The sequence below is a fragment of the Psychroflexus sp. S27 genome (assembly GCF_002810405.1).
GTDB classification, from domain to species: domain Bacteria; phylum Bacteroidota; class Bacteroidia; order Flavobacteriales; family Flavobacteriaceae; genus Psychroflexus; species Psychroflexus halocasei_A.
On the sequence record NZ_NEXQ01000024.1, the window covers coordinates 178,408 to 195,455 of the forward strand.

Consider the following 17,048-nt stretch of genomic DNA (forward strand, 5'->3'; position numbering starts at 1 on the left):
TTTAAACGACATTAAATGAACTTTTAGCGTTACTTTTAGAAGTGCTTCTGTTCTATTTTTGTATCAAACTTTCTGAAGACATAAATGTACAAATATAACGTATCAAAATACCAGACTTTTTTTGTTGTAGGCTTGAGTTATCAAAAAGCTGATGCAGAAACAAGAGGAAAATTCAGTTTAGGTATTGATCAGCGTAAATCCTTGTTAGATAAAGCTGAAAGTATCGGTTTGGATGCAATTACAGTGACTTCAACTTGTAATAGAACAGAAATTTACGCCTTTGCAGATGATGCTAACACGCTTATAGGTTTATTGTGTGAGTTTAGTATTGGTAATCAAGATTTATTCAAAAAAGTAGGTTATGTCCGTGAAAATGAAGTAGCAATTTCTCACATGTTTCGTGTTGGTTGTGGTTTAGATAGTCAGATTTTAGGCGACTTTGAAATTATTAGTCAAATTAAATCTGCTTTTACGATTTCTAAAAACCGAAATTTAATTAACCCTTTTTTAGAAAGATTAGTCAATTCTGCTATTCGTGCGAGTAGAAGAATCAAAAATGAAACAGAAATGTCTTCTGGTGTTACTTCGGTTTCTTTTGCCTCCGTGCAGTACATTTTAGATCATATCGAAAATGTTTCAGAAAAAAACATCTTGCTTTTTGGAACTGGTAAAATCGGTCGAAACACATGCGAGAATCTTGTGAAGCACACGAGTAACAAGCATATTACATTAATAAACAGAACGAAAGACAAGGCTGAAGAAGTTGCAGGGAAATTTAATTTAACAGTTAAAGATTATTCTGAACTTCAAGCTGAAATTCGTCAAACCGATATACTGATTGTTGCAACTGGTGCTCAGCAACCTACAATTACAAAAGAGATTATCTTTCCAAAGAAACCTTTATTGATTCTGGATCTTTCTATCCCGAAAAACGTTTCTGAAGATGTTGTTAATATTGATGATGTTACATTGCTGCATCTTGACTATTTATCACAGATGACAGATCAAACTTTATCTAAACGTAAAAAATTCATTCCTGATGCTGAGTTGATTATCGAAGAGGAAAGAGATGAATTTTACGAGTGGTTAGATACACGTAAGTTTGCACCTACGATAAAAGCATTAAAAGATAAATTTAAAGATTTTCAAGCCGAAGAGCTAGATTACCAAAGCAGAAAAGTCAAAGGATTTGATAAAGAACAGGCTGAGGTTTTTAGCGATCGTTTGATCCATAAAATCACGAGAAGTTTTGCAAGTCATTTAAGAGCTGCAAACGGATCAACGGAAGATAGTGTTGCTTTACTCAAAAAAGTTTTTGAGCTTGAAATGCAAGAAAAGTCTAAGTAAATAAATTTCTTTTATCATTTTTAAATTTCTATCGATTGGAAGATAAGCAAACGATTAAAATTGGAACGCGTGATAGCCAACTTGCACTTTGGCAAGCGAAAAAAGTTCAAACTCTTTTAGAAGATCAAGGTTATAAAGCCGAACTCAAACCTGTTAAATCTCAAGGCGACCTGAACTTAAAGCAACCTTTGTATGAAATGGGAATTACAGGGATTTTCACAAAAACACTAGATGTTGCCTTGATTAATGGCGACATAGATGTTGCTGTGCATTCCATGAAAGATGTGCCAACGGCATTGCCAAAAGGTGTTATTAAAGGTGCAGTTTTGCCACGTGCAAATCATAAAGATATCCTAGTTCATAAAGATTTAATTTTTCTCAATCAACCTCATGGCATTATTGCAACTGGAAGTTTGAGAAGGAAAGCGCAATGGCTTAACAAGTATCCTAAACATGATGTTGTTAACTTGCGTGGAAATGTGATTACGCGTTTAGAAAAATTAAAGGATTCTGATTGGAATGCAGCGATTTTTGCTGCGGCTGGTCTTGAACGTATTGAGCTGACACCAGAGAATCATACCGAATTAGATTGGATGATTCCCGCACCTGCACAAGGTGCAATTATGGCGGTTTGTATGAGGGAAAACCAACATAGTTTCAATGCTTTAAAAGCTTTAAACCATCCTGAAACAGATATAGCTGTCACCATTGAACGTGATTTTTTAAGAACTTTAGAGGGCGGCTGTACGGCGCCAATTGGTGCTTTTGCTGAAATTAGAGAAGATCAACTTCATTTTGAAGGTGTTCTTTTTAGTCTAGATGGTCAACAGAAATACGATATTTCAAAAACTATAAATGTTGATCAAGCTGAAGGTTTTGGAGTTAAAGTCGCTAAAAAACTTCTGAAGAATAAAGCTGCAAAAACTTTGATGAAGAAACTAAGAGAAGTCTTATAAATGGCAAGAATACTTTCTACAAAAAAGCTAACAGAAGCACAGCAACAATTATTGCTGAATACATCACATTCACTTGTGCATTATGATGCAATCAAAATTACTGCTTTAACTGATAATTTTCCTAAGCAGCCAATCAAAAACGCAATCGTTACAAGTCAAAATACAGCTAAACTTATCATTGAAAATAAATTTCAGATTGATAAATTGTTTTGTGTTGGCGAAAAAACGGCAGGTCTGCTTTATAAGAATAACTATAAAGTTGCCTTGGTTTGTGAGTACGCTTCTCAATTAGCAGAAATTATCACAGAAAATTATGCTGATGAAGATTTCTCATTGATTTGCAGTGAGCAACGTTTAGATACAATACCTCATGAATTTGTTGAGAAAAATTTAAAACTCAACGAACATCATATTTACCAAACTACAAGCCGACATCAAAAATTTGATAAAGATTTTGATGTTGTTTTGTTTTATAGTCCAAGTGGGATTCGATCTTTTTTTGAGGCTAATTCTAAAATGACATCAATTGAGGCTGTTTGCATAGGAACAACAACGGCAAAAGCGGCTGAAAGTTATGTCGAGAAAGTTGCATATTCATCACAAACGAGTGTTGAAAGTGTGATTGTTAAAGCAGTGAAAATACTGCAATAAATAATTTTTACAGACAAGAGTTTAATATAATGACAATGATAAAAAACGATTTATTTTTAAGAGCTTTAAAAGGCGAAACCGTTGAAAGACCACCGGTTTGGATGATGAGACAGGCAGGGAGATATTTGCCTGATTTTATGAAAATTAAAGAAAAGTATGATTTTTTTACGCGTTGTCGAACGCCAGAATTAGCGACCGAAATTACAGTAATGCCAATTCGTCAAGTCGGAACTGATGCCGCTATTTTATTTAGTGACATTTTAGTTGTCCCACAAGCCATGAATATTGAAGTAGAAATGAAACCTGGCGTTGGGCCTTGGTTGCCAAATCCAATTCGTTCTGCTCAAGATGTAAAAGATGCTGTTGTTCCTGATGTTTATGAAGAACTAGGCTATGTTTATGACGCCATTAAAATGACAAAAAAGGAACTGGATAATGAAGTGCCTTTAATCGGTTTTGCTGGATCTCCATGGACGATTTTTTGCTATTGTGTGCAAGGTCAAGGCTCTAAAAACTTTGATAAAGCAAAACAGTTTTGTTTCTCAAATCCTGTTGCTGCTCATGAACTCTTACAAAAAATTACTGATACAACGATTGCTTATTTAAAAGGAAAAGTAGAAGTTGGTGTAGATGCTGTTCAGGTTTTTGATTCTTGGGGGGGTATGTTATCACCTGAAGATTATCAGCTTTTTTCTTGGAAATACATTCAGCAAATTATCGATGCGTTAAAAGATGATATTCCTGTGATTGCATTTGGAAAAGGTTGCTGGTTTGCACTTGAGCAAATGTCACAATCAGGCGTTTCAGCATTAGGTGTTGACTGGACATGTAGTCCTGAAAATGCAAGAAAATTTACAAATAATTCAATCACACTTCAAGGAAATTTCGATCCTTCAAGATTGTTGTCACCAATTCCAGAGATAGAACGTATGACAATTGAAATGATTGACAGATTTGGGAAAGATAAATACATCGCCAATTTAGGTCATGGTATTTTACCAAATATTCCTGTTGATCACGCGAAAGCTTTTGTCAATGCAGTTAAAAACTATAAAGCTAAATAATCATTTCAATTTTAAACTTGAGATATTTAATATCAAAGCCAACGAAAATCGTTGGCTTTTTTTGATTAATACTAAAAAACATAAAGATTCATTTTGTGATGATTCTTCTTTGTCAAAACATTAAAAAATGCGTATTTTCAACACAAATTTTAAAAAGAATGATTACAAAAACTGTAAATAATGTCACAGAAGCACTTGATGGCGTTAAGGATGGTATGACCTTGATGTTAGGCGGTTTTGGCTTGTGTGGTATTCCAGAAAATAGCATCAGTGAATTATCAAAACGCAATGTCAAAAACCTTACTTGTATTTCTAACAATGCAGGTGTTGATGATTTTGGTTTGGGAGTTTTGCTGAAAAAGAATCAAATTAAAAAAATGATTTCTTCTTACGTTGGTGAGAATGCTGAGTTTGAGCGTCAAATGTTAAGCGGCGAATTAGAAGTTGATCTTGTTCCACAAGGAACTTTAGCTGAACGTTGTCGTGCTGCACAAAATGGTATTCCAGCTTTTTTTACACCTGCAGGTTATGGAACTGAAGTGGCAGAAGGTAAAGAAGTCAGAGATTTTGACGGAAAACTTCATATTTTAGAAGAAGCTTTTAAAGCGGATTTCGCTTTTGTTAAGGCTTGGAAAGGTGATACAGCAGGAAACCTTATTTTTAAAGGAACAGCAAGAAATTTTAATGCGGTGATGAGCGGCGCAGCAAAAATTACTGTTGCTGAGGTTGAAGAACTTGTTGAGCCAGGAGAATTAGATCCGAACTCTGTACATATTCCAGGTGTTTTTGTTCAGCGAGTTTATCAAGGCGACAATTACGAAAAACGCATTGAACAAAGAACGGTAAGAGAATCTTAAAATTGAAAAAGAAATTATGTTAGATAAAAAAGGAATAGCACAACGTATTGCAAAAGAAGTGAAAGATGGCTATTACGTCAATCTCGGAATTGGTATTCCGACACTTGTTGCAAACTTTGTAAGAGATGATATAGAAGTTGAATTTCAGAGTGAAAATGGAATTCTCGGAATGGGACCTTTTCCAACTGAAGATGAAGTTGACGCTGATTTAATTAACGCAGGTAAGCAAACAATTACGGCTCGACCTGGCTCTAGTTTTTTCGATTCAGCTTTAAGTTTTGGAATGATTAGAGGTCAACATGTCGATTTAACCATTCTTGGTGCGATGGAAGTTGCACAAGACGGAAATATCGCCAATTGGAAAATACCAGGTAAAATGGTAAAAGGCATGGGAGGCGCAATGGATTTAGTTGGTTCAGCTCAGAATATTATTGTGGCAATGATGCACACGAATAAAGCAGGCAAATCAAAATTATTAAAATCTTGTACCTTACCATTAACAGGCGTAAAGTGCGTCACCAAGATTGTCACAAACTTAGCTGTTTTGGATATTGTTGATGGAAAGTTTAAACTTTTAGAACGTGCACCTGGAGTTACTGTTGAAGAAATAAAGAAAGCGACAGAAGGTGATTTAATCGTTGAAGGCGATATTCCAGAAATGGTTTTATAGTATTAAATAAGAATCATTTTTTATAAAAACTAAACTGATAAAGCCGTTTAAGCAATGTGTTTAAGCGGTTTTATTTTTAGAGTAAATCGAGCATTAAATCAGCAGTTTGATCGCTTGCACCAACGCCACCTAACTTTTGCTTAAGCGTTTTAAATTTTTGCTTCATTTGAGTTGAATGTTTGTCGTCCAAAATCTTTTCCAGCTCAAATTCAAGATTTTTTGCGTTAAATTCATTTTGAATCAACTCTTTGACAATTTCTTGATCCATAATTAAATTAACCAAAGAAATATAATTGAGTTTAATAATGCGTTTGGCGATTTGGTAAGAAATTTCACTGCCTTTATAGCAAACGACTTCAGGAACATCAAATAAAGCAGTTTCAAGAGTTGCAGTACCAGAAGTCACCATTGCAGCTTTTGAATGTGATAAAAGTTGGTAAGTCTCATTAGTGACAAAACTGACATTGTCTTTGACCAGAAATTGCTCATAAAAAGATTTCTCTTGACTTGGAGCGCCTGCAATAATAAACTGATATGCTTCAAACTTTTTAGGCATATCAAGCATTGTTGACAGCATTTTGACAATTTCTTGTTTTCTACTACCTGGTAAAATCGCTATGATTTCTCTATTGTCTAAATCATGTTTTTTACGAAATTTTTCAATCGGTGTAACTTCAAGTTTATCAATTGCATCAAGGAGTGGATGCCCGACAAAATGCACTGGAAAATTGTGTTTTTCTTCGTAAAAACTTTTTTCAAAAGGAAGAATCACAAACATTTCATCAACATCGCGCTTAATCGCTTTTATTCTGTTTTCCTTCCATGCCCAAATTTGTGGTGAGATATAATAAAAAGTTTTGATATTTCTCTCTTTTGCCCATTTCGCAATACGCATATTAAAACCAGGATAATCAATAAAAATAATCACATCAGGTTTATATTTTTCAATGTCTTTTTTGCAGACTTTGATATTTCCTAAAATGGTTTTAAGGTTCATCAGAACTTCTATGAAACCCATAAAAGCAAGGTCTTTGTAATGCTTTACGGGTTTTTGTTGCGCAACATCACTCATTAAATCGCCGCCCCAAAATCTGAAATCTGCATTTTCATCTTTTTTGAGCAAGCTTTTCATCAAATTCGAAGCATGTAAATCTCCAGAAGCTTCACCGGCAATGAGATAATATTTCATAGAAATAAGCAATTTAACTGGGTAAAATTAAAATAATTAATGCATAATCAGATATAATAGCGAGCATAGTTTTAGTTTTTTTACCTTTGCAGATTCATTTCTAAATACTGATTATGATTCAATCCATGACGGGTTACGGTAAAAGCTCGCAAGAGATCGCAGGTCAAACGATACATGTTGAGCTTAAATCTTTAAATAGCAAAAATCTAGATGTTAATTTGAGAATGTCTTCACAATATCGTGAAATTGAAATTCCTTTAAGAAATAAAATTGCTGAAGCTCTTAAACGTGGCAAGGTTGATGTTTCTCTTTATGTTGAATCTAAATCAGGAGAAGCTTCCGCCGTGATTAATACAAAAGTTGTTGAAAGCTATATCAAGCAGTTACAAGAAATTCAGCCAGATGAAAATAAAGATTTTTCTGAATTATTAGCAATTGCTATGAAATTTCCTGAAGCTTTATCTACAGATAAAACAACTTTAGCAAAAAATGAAATCAAGGCGATTGAGTCAACTTTAGAAGAAGCTTTACAAACATTAGTCAAGCATCGTTTAGATGAAGGTAAAGCACTTGAGGCTGATTTTAAATTAAGAATTAACAATCTCAAATCGCTTGTTAAAGAAGTGATTTCAATTGATCCTGAACGTATCAAAAACGTGAGAGAGCGTCTTCATAAAGCTGTTGATGATTTAAAAACCAATGTTGACGAAAATCGTTTTGAGCAAGAATTGGTTTATTATATTGAAAAATATGATATCACTGAAGAGAAAATTCGTTTAGAAAACCACTTGGATTACTTTTCGAAGAATTTGGATTCTAAAGATTCTAATGGAAAAAAATTGAATTTTATTTGTCAAGAAATCGGTAGGGAAATCAATACCATTGGTTCAAAATCTAATTATGCACCAATGCAAAAACTTGTCGTTAAGATGAAAGACGAGTTAGAGAAAATAAAAGAACAACTTTTAAACGTCCTTTAATATGCTATCTGAAAACGGTAAACTTATTGTTTTTTCTGCTCCTTCAGGCTCAGGGAAAACGACGATTGTACGTTATTTATTATCAAAAGAAGAATTGAATCTCGACTTTTCAATTTCGGCAACATCGCGCGAACCTCGAGGCCATGAAAAAGATGGAGAAGATTATTACTTTATGAGTTTAAAGGAATTTAAAACACATATTAAAAATGATGATTTCTTGGAGTGGGAAGAAGTCTATCGCGATAACTTTTATGGAACATTAAAAGAAGAAGTCGAGCGTATTTGGAAAAAAGGAAAACACGTTGTTTTTGATATTGATGTTGTTGGCGGTCTAGATATCAAAAATATTTATCCTGAGAGAACATTGGCTGTTTTTGTGAAGCCGCCGAGTATTGAGGAACTTAAAATCCGTTTAAAAAAACGCCAAACAGAAACTGAAGATAGAATTAATATGCGTGTGGCAAAAGCTTCAATTGAGTTAGCAACAGCACCACAATTCGATCATATTATTGTTAATAATAACCTGAATGAAGCTTTAGAAGAAGCTTATCATCTTGTTGATGATTTTGTAAATCAGTAGTTATGCATAAGAAGGTCGGTTTATATTTCGGGACATTTAATCCCTTTCATATCGGGCATTTAATTATTGCTAATCACTTATCTCAATTCACTGATTTAGATGAGGTTTGGTTGGTTGTGACGCCTCAAAGTCCTTTTAAGAAGCGATCAAATTTACTGGATAATCACCACCGATTTGAATTGGTTTATCGTGCTTTAGAAGATTACGAGCATTTGCAGGCGAGCGATATTGAGTTTAAAATGGAACAGCCTAATTATACAAGTTTGACACTAGCAAAATTGGCAGAAAAACATCCGACAAATGAGTTTGCCATTATTATGGGTGAGGATAATTTGAATCATTTTCATAAATGGAAAAATTATGATTATATTTTAGAACATCATAAAATTTATGTGTGTCCAAGAATTTCAGATGGAGAAGTGCCAGAGCAATTTCATAACCATCCGAATATTATTACAACAGACACACCAATTATTGAAATTTCATCAACATTGATTCGCCAGTCAATCAAAGAAGGGAAAAATGTAGAACCGCTATTGCCAACGAAAGTTTGGAAATATGTAGATGAGATGAATTTTTATAGAAACTAAGAAAACGTGGAAGGAAATAAAATAAAAACAGAAGAGAAAACAGATTCTCAATCACACAAATTCGCAGTGATTGGAGGTGGAAGCTGGGCAACAGCTATCGTTAAGATGTTAAGTGAAAATCTGGATTTGATCAATTGGTACATTAGAGATGAGCAAGCCGTTGAGCATATTAAAAAAGAAGGACATAACCCTAATTATTTAAGTTCTGTGGAGTTTCATACAGAGGAACTTTACTTATCTAGCGATATTAATGAAATTGTTGAAAAGTCAGATGTTTTGATTTTTGTTGTGCCTTCAGCATTTCTTCAAACAGAGCTTGATAAAATCAAAATACCTTTAAAAGATAAAGTTGTTTTTAGCGCTATTAAAGGAATTGTACCAGAATCATATTTATTAGTTGGAGAACACTTTAATGTGAATTATGATATTCCTTTCGAAAATATAGGTGTTATTACTGGGCCTTGTCACGCTGAAGAAGTTGCTTTAGAAAGATTATCATACTTAACGATTGCATCAGCAGATGAAGCAAAGGCGCAATTGGTTGCTGATCAATTGAGCAGTGACAATATTAAATGTAATATTACTGAAGATGTGATAGGAACAGAATATGCTGCCGTCCTTAAAAATATTTATGCTATTGCTGCTGGAATTGCACATGGTTTGGGTTATGGTGATAACTTCCAAAGTGTCTTGATGAGTAATGCGATTAAAGAAATGAAACGCTTTATCAAAAAGCGTTATAAAATGAAACGAAACATTAATGATTCAGCTTACTTAGGTGATTTATTGGTGACAGGTTATTCTGTGTTTAGCCGAAATCGATTATTTGGTAATATGATTGGTAAAGGTTACACAGTTAGAAGCGCTCAGCTTGAAATGAGCATGGTTGCAGAAGGTTATTATGCTGCTAAAAGTGCATATGACATCAATAAAAAGGATGATAAAAAAGCAAAAACACCTATCATCAATACCGTTTATAAAGTACTTTACTTAGATAAAAATCCTAAAAAGGTATTTGCAAAGCTTGCAGATAAATTAGTTTAATTTTACTTATTAGTATATGAATTCAGTTTTAAAGGGAGCGCTCTTTGTAGCCCTTGGCTCCTCATGTTATGGTATGCTTACAACTTTTGTGAAGCTTGCCTACAAAGAAGATTTTACAGTTTATGAAGTGACTTTTGCACAACTTTTTATAGGTTTTATCGGGTTGATTGTTTTAAATTTTTTCCTAAAAAAATCAAATCGACCTGAAGAAACAAAAGCAGTGAGAAACAGGTCTCGTTTATACCTTGTTTTGTCTGGAACTTCTTTAGGATTTACCAGTATTTTCTATTATTTAGCCATGGAAACTATTACTGTTTCTGTTGGTATTGTTTTGTTGATGCAAAGCGTTTGGATAGGTGTTGTGTTCGATATAGTTGTCAATAAAGTGAAGCCAACAAAACAAAAGATACTTTCTGTTATCTTAGTTTTAACAGGAACAGTGCTCGCAGCAGATATCTTAACAAAAAACCAATCTGTGAATGGAATAGGCCTGTTTTATGGTTTTTGCGCTGCAATCTCTTTTGCGGCAACAATTATTACATCATCACGGGTTTCACTTCAATATCACTCAATTACACGAAGTAAATGGATGATTCTTGGCGGATTGATTGTTGCAACAATTTTTACAGCTTTCACTTTTGGAGGTGAGTTTGATTTAGGGATATTTAAACTTTGGGGTCCTGTTTTGGCGCTATTTGGAACAATATTGCCTCCCTTATTCTTGACTTCAGGTATGCCTAAAATCAATGTAGGTTTAGGCGCGATCATATCATCTATTGAATTGCCAGTCGCAGTTATGATGGGCTATTTCGTGCTTGGTGAGCAACAAAATTATATCAAATGGATCGGAATTCTCATGATTCTATCGGCTATCATTTTGATGAACTATAAAAAGGCAGCGCGATAAATCTTACTGTGCTAAAACACCTTTTTTACCAATAGCTTTTATTTCCTTCACTTTCTTTTGAGAGATTGAATGTGGAGGAAATATAAAGTCTTTGTGATACATTTTATTCCCAATGAAATAGGTCACCTTAAAAGCATTTTCAAAGCTTGTTAAGTCATCTTGTAAATACTCTAAATGTGCTATGGTTTTTGCAGGTAAGCGTTCCAGTTTTTTACGTAAAGTTGATGTTTTCTTTTTTGTAGATTTTCCATCGGAAACAATCAGCAATGTTTCCAAAGCTTCATCATTTTTATTAATGATGTAAATATTCCATTCATTAGAATTGAAGTCATCATTAAATTCATAAAGCGCTGCAACGTAAACGTTTTCAACCTCTGGTAGTTGAATATCTTTCTTCATCTATCAAAAATTTTGATTAGAGAACTGATTTAAATTGCTTTAAGAAACGTATGTCATTTTCATAAAACATTCTGATATCTTCAATTTGGTAAAGAAGCATCGCGATACGCTCAATTCCCATCCCGAAAGCAAATCCAGAATATTCATTTGGATCGATATTTACGTTTTTCAAAACATTTGGGTCAACCATACCACAACCCATAATTTCAAGCCAACCTGTCCCTTTTGTGATGCGGTAATCGGTCTCTGTCTCTAATCCCCAATAAATATCAACCTCTGCACTTGGCTCTGTAAATGGGAAATATGAAGGCCTTAACCTGATCTTAGACTTTCCAAAAAGCTGTTCAGTGAAATACATTAATGTTTGTTTTAAATCTTTAAAAGAAACATTTTTATCAATATATAAACCTTCAACTTGATGGAATATGCAATGGGATCTTGATGAAATGTCTTCATTTCTAAATACTCGACCAGGGGAAATTGTTCTGATCGGTGGTGTGTTATTCTCCATATATCTTACCTGAACGCTAGATGTATGTGTTCTTAACAAGATGTCTTTCGGATCTGTTTGAATAAAGAATGTATCCTGCATATCACGTGCTGGGTGATATTCGGGTAAGTTTAAGGCAGAGAAGTTGTGCCAATCATCTTCAATTTCAGGACCTTCAGAAACATTGAAACCAATGTTAGAAAAAACTTCGATAATCTGATTTTTCACCAAAGAAATGGGATGCCTTGAACCAATTTCTATCTGTTCTCCTGGCTTCGTCAAATCGCCGTAAATCCCTTTTTCCTCTTGTTGATTTTTAAAGGCAGCTTTAAGTCCTTCAATTTTAGAGCTTGCTTCTTGCTTGAGTTCATTGATAGCTTTCCCAAAATCTTTTTTTTGTTCGTTAGGAACAGTTTTAAATTTCGAAAAGAAATCATTGAGAATTCCTTTTTTACCTAGGTAAGAAATTCTAAATTCTTCAAGTTCTTTTTCAGATGAAGCATTGAATTTTTTAACAGTTTCAATATGAGATTTAATCTGATCAATCATAAGTCGGCTTGTAAATGAGATTGCAAAAATACAAATTAATTAATGCTTTGTTGCTATGTTCTTTTAATTGATGTAGCCTCTTTCTAAAAAATAGGTAACGATGGCTTCCTTCATTAAAACACTTTGCTCACCAGCTTTTAAGGCAGGAAGTTTTGAAACATTTTTATAGTGTGGCCAACCATCTTCATCAACAAAGTCAAACTCATAATATCCATATGTTTCTAATAACTTGCAAATAGCGATATGCATTAAATTGACTTTATCATCTTTTTTAAATTTAAGTTGTGGTTTGCCTAACTCTTGCACACCAACGAGGTAGATGATTGCATCTAGCTCAAGCTTTTCTCCATCACCAAATTGGTGAGAAAGTTTATCGGAAAGCTCACTCCATCGTTCTTTTAATTTTTCGTCTCCAATCATATGACAAAGTTATGGCTTTCGTCTAAATTAGTATATTTACCGAATGAATATTTTTGATATTGTTGTTGGTGTTATTGCCATCTTATTTTTATTTAAAGGTTTAAAGAGAGGTTTTTTTATTGAACTTGCTGGTTTTGTAGCCTTGTTTTTAGGTTTGTGGATTTCATATAGCTATTATGAGTTTATGTCAGTTCAATATATTTCTCAATATTTAGATTGGTCTGAAGAAAGTCTGCAGATATTTAGCTTTTTTATACTTTTTGTTATTGTTGTGACTTTAGTTCATTTATTAGCTAAGTTAATTACAGGTTTTTTAAAGATTATAGCTCTCGGACTTGTTAACCGACTTTTCGGAGGATTGTTTGGGTTGATGAAATTACTCTTGCTTTTAATCGTTTTCTATTTGAGTTTAGATTATATAGATACTTTTTACTCTCTTAAATCAGAAGATTGGCTTGAGGATTCTTTAGTTTTTCAAAACACATTTGGATTATATCAAAATTACTTTCCTGCATTAGCTGAATTATTTGAAGAGCATACCCGCAATATTTAATATAAAAAAAGCTCACCTATAGAGATGAGCTTTTATATAATGAAGTCATTGCTTTGCTTAATCTGTCAAAACAATAACTTTGTTATTATTCATTTCGATAACACCACCAGTAATTTCCATACAAAGTTTATCATTCATTTTTTGGAAATCATCTTCTATAGCTTTAGGCAATTTTGTATTTACATCAAGTTTGATATGACCTTTAGTAAGAACTGAAATGATAGGGGCGTGATTTTCTAAAATTTGAAACTCGCCTTCAATTCCAGGAACGCTAACAGATTGAACATCTTGATCTAAAATGACCTTTTCTGGTGTAACAATTTCTAATTGCATAATTTTGATTTTAAGCTTCAGCTAACATTTTCTCTCCAGCCTCAATCGCTTCTTCGATTGTTCCTTTAAGGTTAAATGCTGCTTCTGGAAGATGGTCTAGTTCACCATCCATAATCATATTAAATCCTTTAATTGTTTCTTTAATATCAACTAGCACACCTTTAAGACCTGTAAATTGTTCAGCAACGTGGAAGGGTTGAGATAAGAAACGTTGAACACGACGAGCTCTAGATACAGCTAACTTATCTTCTTCAGATAATTCTTCCATACCTAAAATCGCGATAATATCTTGTAATTCTTTATAACGCTGTAAAAGTTCTTTTACACGTTGAGCACAATTGTAGTGATCTTCTCCCAGAATTTCAGCTGTTAAGATTCTTGAAGTTGACTCCAGAGGGTCAACTGCAGGATAAATACCAAGTTCAGCAATTTTACGCGATAATACTGTTGTTGCATCCAAGTGAGCAAATGTTGTCGCTGGAGCCGGGTCAGTTAAATCATCCGCAGGAACGTAAACCGCTTGTACAGAAGTAATCGAACCTTTTTTAGTTGATGTAATACGCTCTTGCATCGCACCCATTTCGGTTGCTAATGTAGGTTGGTAACCAACTGCAGAAGGCATACGACCTAATAGTGCAGAAACTTCTGAACCTGCTTGTGTAAATCTAAAGATATTATCGACAAAGAAAAGAACATCTTTTCCTTGGCTTTCACCAGCACCATCTCTAAAGTACTCAGCAATCGTTAATCCTGATAATGCAACACGTGCACGTGCTCCAGGAGGTTCGTTCATTTGACCGAATACGAAAGTTGCTTTAGAGTCTTTCATTGCAGATTTATCAACCTTTTTTAGGTCCCATCCGCCATTTTCCATAGACTCCATAAAATCATCACCATATCTAATAATGCCTGACTCAAGCATTTCTCTTAAAAGGTCATTTCCTTCACGTGTTCTTTCACCAACACCTGCGAAAACCGATAAACCACCGTGTCCTTTTGCAATGTTGTTAATCAACTCTTGAATAAGTACTGTTTTGCCAACACCAGCACCGCCGAAGAGACCAATTTTACCACCTTTTGAGTATGGCTCAATCAAGTCAATAACTTTGATACCTGTGTAAAGAACTTCTTTTGAAACAGAAAGATCTTCGAATTTAGGTGCTTCTCTATGAATAGGCATACCAGCTTTTCCTTTTTTAGGAAGTTCTGCCATACCATCAATAGGATCACCAGTAACATTAAATAAACGGCCGTAAATATCTTGACCAACTGGCATATGAATAGGATCGCCAGTTGAAAGAACTTCAGTTCCTCTTTTGAGACCATCAGCAGAATCCATCGCAATTGTTCTTACAACGTTCTCACCGATATGAGATTGAACTTCTAAGACTAATATATTGCCGTCTTCTCTTTTGATTTCTAAAGAATCGTAAATCTTTGGTAAATCTTTTGAATTTTCAAACTCAACATCGATGACTGGACCAATGATTTGAGATATTTTACCTGTAATTTGTGACATTATCAAGGAGTTTTATGATGTTTGAGAAAAATTAATTTTTCAGTTTGCAAATATATCACTTTTTTAAACTAAATGTTTCTCAATTTTAAAAATAATTGTCTTTATTCTACTGTAACTGATTTTGCTAAATTTCTGGGCTGATCGACATTTTTGTCAAGCATCACAGCAATGTGGTAAGATAATAATTGCAATGGTATTGTTGTCAATAGCGGTGTAAATTCTTCAATTGTATCTGGAACCTCAAGAATATGATCTGCCATTTGTTTAACTGAAGTATCTCCTTCAGTGACTACAGCGATAATCTTTCCTTTTCTAGATTTGATTTCTTGAATGTTGCTTACCACTTTTTCATAATGTCCTTTTTTAGTTGCAATAACAACGACTGGCATCATTTCATCAATTAGCGCAATTGGTCCGTGTTTCATTTCTGCTGCCGGATATCCTTCAGCGTGTATATATGAAATTTCTTTCAATTTTAATGCACCTTCTAAAGCAACGGGGAAATTATGTCCACGTCCTAGGTAAAGGCAGTTCTTTGCATTTTTGTATGCTTCTGCAACCTTGATGACTTCTTCGTTTGTTTCAAGCGTGCGTTCAATTTTTTCAGGAATCGTGTTAAGTTCATTTAAGTAAGCATGGAATTGAGAATTAGAAATCTCTCCTTTTTGCTTTCCTAGTTTTAGGGCGATTAAAGTTAAAATTGTGATCTGTGTTGTAAATGCTTTTGTAGAAGCGACACCGATTTCAGGGCCTGCATGGGTGTAAGCACCAGCATGCGTTTCTCTTGAAATAGACGAACCGACAACATTACACACACCAAAGACAAATGCGCCTTTCTCTTTTGCAATTTTTATGGCAGCCATTGTATCTGCAGTTTCCCCACTTTGGGAAATAGCAATCACAACATCATCTTCATTAATAATGGGATTTCGATATCTAAACTCTGAAGCATATTCGACTTCAACAGGGATTCTTGCAAAATCTTCAAATAAATATTCTGAAACTAAACCTGCATGCCATGAGGTACCACATGCAATGACGATAATGCGTTTTGCATTTAAGAACTTTTCAATATTATCATCAATACCAGACATGCGAATTAAACCTTTCTCTGGTAACATACGACCGCGATAAGTGTCTTTAATAGCTTCTGGTTGCTCATAAATTTCTTTGAGCATAAAATGATCATAACCCGCTTTTTCAATTTGATCAAGACTTAGTTGAAGTTCTTGAACATAAGGTTTGACGAGTTTATCATTTTTGATTTCTCTCACTTTTACTTTTCTACCTAATCTTACAACAGCCATTTCGCCATCTTCAAGATAGATAGATTTATTTGTAAACTCTATAAAAGGAGAGGCGTCCGATGCGATAAAGTATTCATCTTCACCAACACCAATGGCAAGTGGGCTACCGAGTCTTGCAACAACAATTTCATTAGGTTTATTTCTGTCAAAAACTGAAATTGCATAAGCACCAACAACTTGGTTGAGTGCAACTTGAACTGCTTTTCCTAGTTTGACATTTTCTTTATTTTTAACGTCTTCAATAAGGTTGATTAAGACTTCTGTGTCTGTGTCAGATTCAAAAGTGTAACCTCTGTTCGTTAATTCCTTTTTAAGCGACTCGTAATTTTCGATAATTCCGTTGTGAATTATCACTAAGTCACCTGAATTTGAAACATGCGGATGTGAGTTAACATCATTAGGTTCACCGTGAGTTGCCCAGCGTGTATGGCCAATACCAATGTGACCATTTGTTATTTTTTCAGATTCACATTTTGATAAAAGTTCTGAGACTTTACCTTTAGTTTTGCAAATCTTTAATTCGTCATTATTATATAATGCAATACCTGCACTATCATAACCTCTATATTCTAATCTTTGCAAACCCTTTAAAACAACTTCATAGGCGTTTTTAGGTCCAATATATCCTACAATTCCACACATA

Annotated in this window: 19 protein-coding genes; 12 read left to right on the plus strand and 7 right to left on the minus strand. The window is 34.1% G+C overall.

From position 1 onward, the window contains the following. Positions 1-84 precede the first annotated feature (84 nt). The 6 genes from hemA to CAP47_RS08640 all read left to right on the plus strand — a co-directional run bounded on the left by hemA (position 85) and on the right by CAP47_RS08640 (position 5,545). Positions 85-1,347 carry a glutamyl-tRNA reductase gene (gene hemA, locus CAP47_RS08615; protein ID WP_100776254.1) on the plus strand — a complete coding sequence of 421 codons (1,263 nt, stop codon included), beginning with the start codon at positions 85-87 and terminating at the stop codon, positions 1,345-1,347. A 35-nt stretch (positions 1,348-1,382) separates the two neighbouring features. Next, complete coding sequence (hemC, locus tag CAP47_RS08620) at positions 1,383-2,303, plus strand: hydroxymethylbilane synthase (protein ID WP_100776255.1); 921 nt, start codon at positions 1,383-1,385, stop codon at positions 2,301-2,303. Next, entirely contained in the window at positions 2,304-2,954 is a 651-nt protein-coding gene (locus CAP47_RS08625; RefSeq protein ID WP_100776256.1) for a uroporphyrinogen-III synthase, read from the plus strand. Between the two features lie 35 nt (positions 2,955-2,989). Then, positions 2,990-4,018 (plus strand): uroporphyrinogen decarboxylase, encoded by a 1,029-nt coding sequence (gene hemE, locus CAP47_RS08630; protein ID WP_100776539.1) that lies wholly within the window; start codon positions 2,990-2,992, stop codon positions 4,016-4,018. 158 nt (positions 4,019-4,176) lie between these two features. Next, the gene (locus tag CAP47_RS08635; protein ID WP_100776540.1) at positions 4,177-4,875 is read left to right on the plus strand and encodes a CoA transferase subunit A; all 699 of its coding nucleotides are present in this window, start codon (positions 4,177-4,179) and stop codon (positions 4,873-4,875) included. A gap of 16 nt (positions 4,876-4,891) precedes the next feature. After that, on the plus strand, positions 4,892-5,545 hold the full coding sequence (locus CAP47_RS08640; RefSeq protein WP_100776257.1) for a 3-oxoacid CoA-transferase subunit B: 654 nt from the start codon (positions 4,892-4,894) through the stop codon (positions 5,543-5,545). A 76-nt stretch (positions 5,546-5,621) separates the two neighbouring features. On the opposite strand, the gene lpxB is transcribed toward CAP47_RS08640, so the two are convergent. Further along, entirely contained in the window at positions 5,622-6,734 is a 1,113-nt protein-coding gene (lpxB, locus tag CAP47_RS08645; protein ID WP_100776258.1) for a lipid-A-disaccharide synthase, read from the minus strand. Between the two features lie 113 nt (positions 6,735-6,847). Between lpxB and CAP47_RS08650 the strand changes: the two genes are divergently transcribed. From CAP47_RS08650 to CAP47_RS08670, 5 genes are read left to right on the plus strand one after another with little or no spacing between them, the layout of a single operon-like run. After that, positions 6,848-7,714, plus strand: a complete 867-nt coding sequence (locus CAP47_RS08650) for a YicC/YloC family endoribonuclease (protein ID WP_100776259.1) — start codon at positions 6,848-6,850, stop codon at positions 7,712-7,714. A 1-nt stretch (position 7,715) separates the two neighbouring features. Next, positions 7,716-8,294, plus strand: a complete 579-nt coding sequence (gene gmk / locus CAP47_RS08655; RefSeq protein WP_100776260.1) for a guanylate kinase — start codon at positions 7,716-7,718, stop codon at positions 8,292-8,294. A 2-nt stretch (positions 8,295-8,296) separates the two neighbouring features. After that, positions 8,297-8,884 (plus strand): nicotinate (nicotinamide) nucleotide adenylyltransferase, encoded by a 588-nt coding sequence (gene nadD, locus CAP47_RS08660; protein WP_100776261.1) that lies wholly within the window; start codon positions 8,297-8,299, stop codon positions 8,882-8,884. 6 nt (positions 8,885-8,890) lie between these two features. Beyond that, positions 8,891-9,928, plus strand: coding sequence for an NAD(P)H-dependent glycerol-3-phosphate dehydrogenase (locus CAP47_RS08665; protein ID WP_262502135.1), 1,038 nt, complete (start codon positions 8,891-8,893; stop codon positions 9,926-9,928). Positions 9,929-9,944: 16 nt separating this feature from the next. Then, the gene (locus tag CAP47_RS08670; RefSeq protein WP_100776262.1) at positions 9,945-10,835 is read left to right on the plus strand and encodes an EamA family transporter; all 891 of its coding nucleotides are present in this window, start codon (positions 9,945-9,947) and stop codon (positions 10,833-10,835) included. 3 nt (positions 10,836-10,838) lie between these two features. Here CAP47_RS08670 and CAP47_RS08675 read toward each other — a convergent pair whose 3' ends face one another. The 3 genes from CAP47_RS08675 to CAP47_RS08685 form a co-directional block, all read right to left on the minus strand. Further along, complete coding sequence (locus CAP47_RS08675) at positions 10,839-11,234, minus strand: hypothetical protein (protein ID WP_100776263.1); 396 nt, start codon at positions 11,232-11,234, stop codon at positions 10,839-10,841. 16 nt (positions 11,235-11,250) lie between these two features. Then, positions 11,251-12,273, minus strand: a complete 1,023-nt coding sequence (pheS, locus tag CAP47_RS08680) for a phenylalanine--tRNA ligase subunit alpha (RefSeq protein WP_100776264.1) — start codon at positions 12,271-12,273, stop codon at positions 11,251-11,253. Positions 12,274-12,336: 63 nt separating this feature from the next. Continuing rightward, the gene (locus CAP47_RS08685) at positions 12,337-12,693 is read right to left on the minus strand and encodes a hypothetical protein (protein WP_192869974.1); all 357 of its coding nucleotides are present in this window, start codon (positions 12,691-12,693) and stop codon (positions 12,337-12,339) included. Positions 12,694-12,736: 43 nt separating this feature from the next. Here CAP47_RS08685 and CAP47_RS08690 point away from each other — a divergent pair, with 43 nt between their 5' ends. Next, complete coding sequence (locus CAP47_RS08690; RefSeq protein WP_100776265.1) at positions 12,737-13,246, plus strand: CvpA family protein; 510 nt, start codon at positions 12,737-12,739, stop codon at positions 13,244-13,246. Positions 13,247-13,303: 57 nt separating this feature from the next. Here the strand turns inward: CAP47_RS08690 and CAP47_RS08695 are convergent, their stop codons facing one another. From CAP47_RS08695 to glmS, 3 genes are all read right to left on the minus strand, one after another. Next, entirely contained in the window at positions 13,304-13,579 is a 276-nt protein-coding gene (locus CAP47_RS08695; RefSeq protein ID WP_100776266.1) for a F0F1 ATP synthase subunit epsilon, read from the minus strand. 10 nt (positions 13,580-13,589) lie between these two features. After that, positions 13,590-15,098, minus strand: coding sequence for a F0F1 ATP synthase subunit beta (gene atpD, locus CAP47_RS08700; RefSeq protein WP_100776267.1), 1,509 nt, complete (start codon positions 15,096-15,098; stop codon positions 13,590-13,592). A 101-nt stretch (positions 15,099-15,199) separates the two neighbouring features. Continuing rightward, positions 15,200-17,047, minus strand: coding sequence for a glutamine--fructose-6-phosphate transaminase (isomerizing) (glmS, locus tag CAP47_RS08705; protein ID WP_100776268.1), 1,848 nt, complete (start codon positions 17,045-17,047; stop codon positions 15,200-15,202). Between the last annotated feature and the right edge of the window lies 1 nt (position 17,048).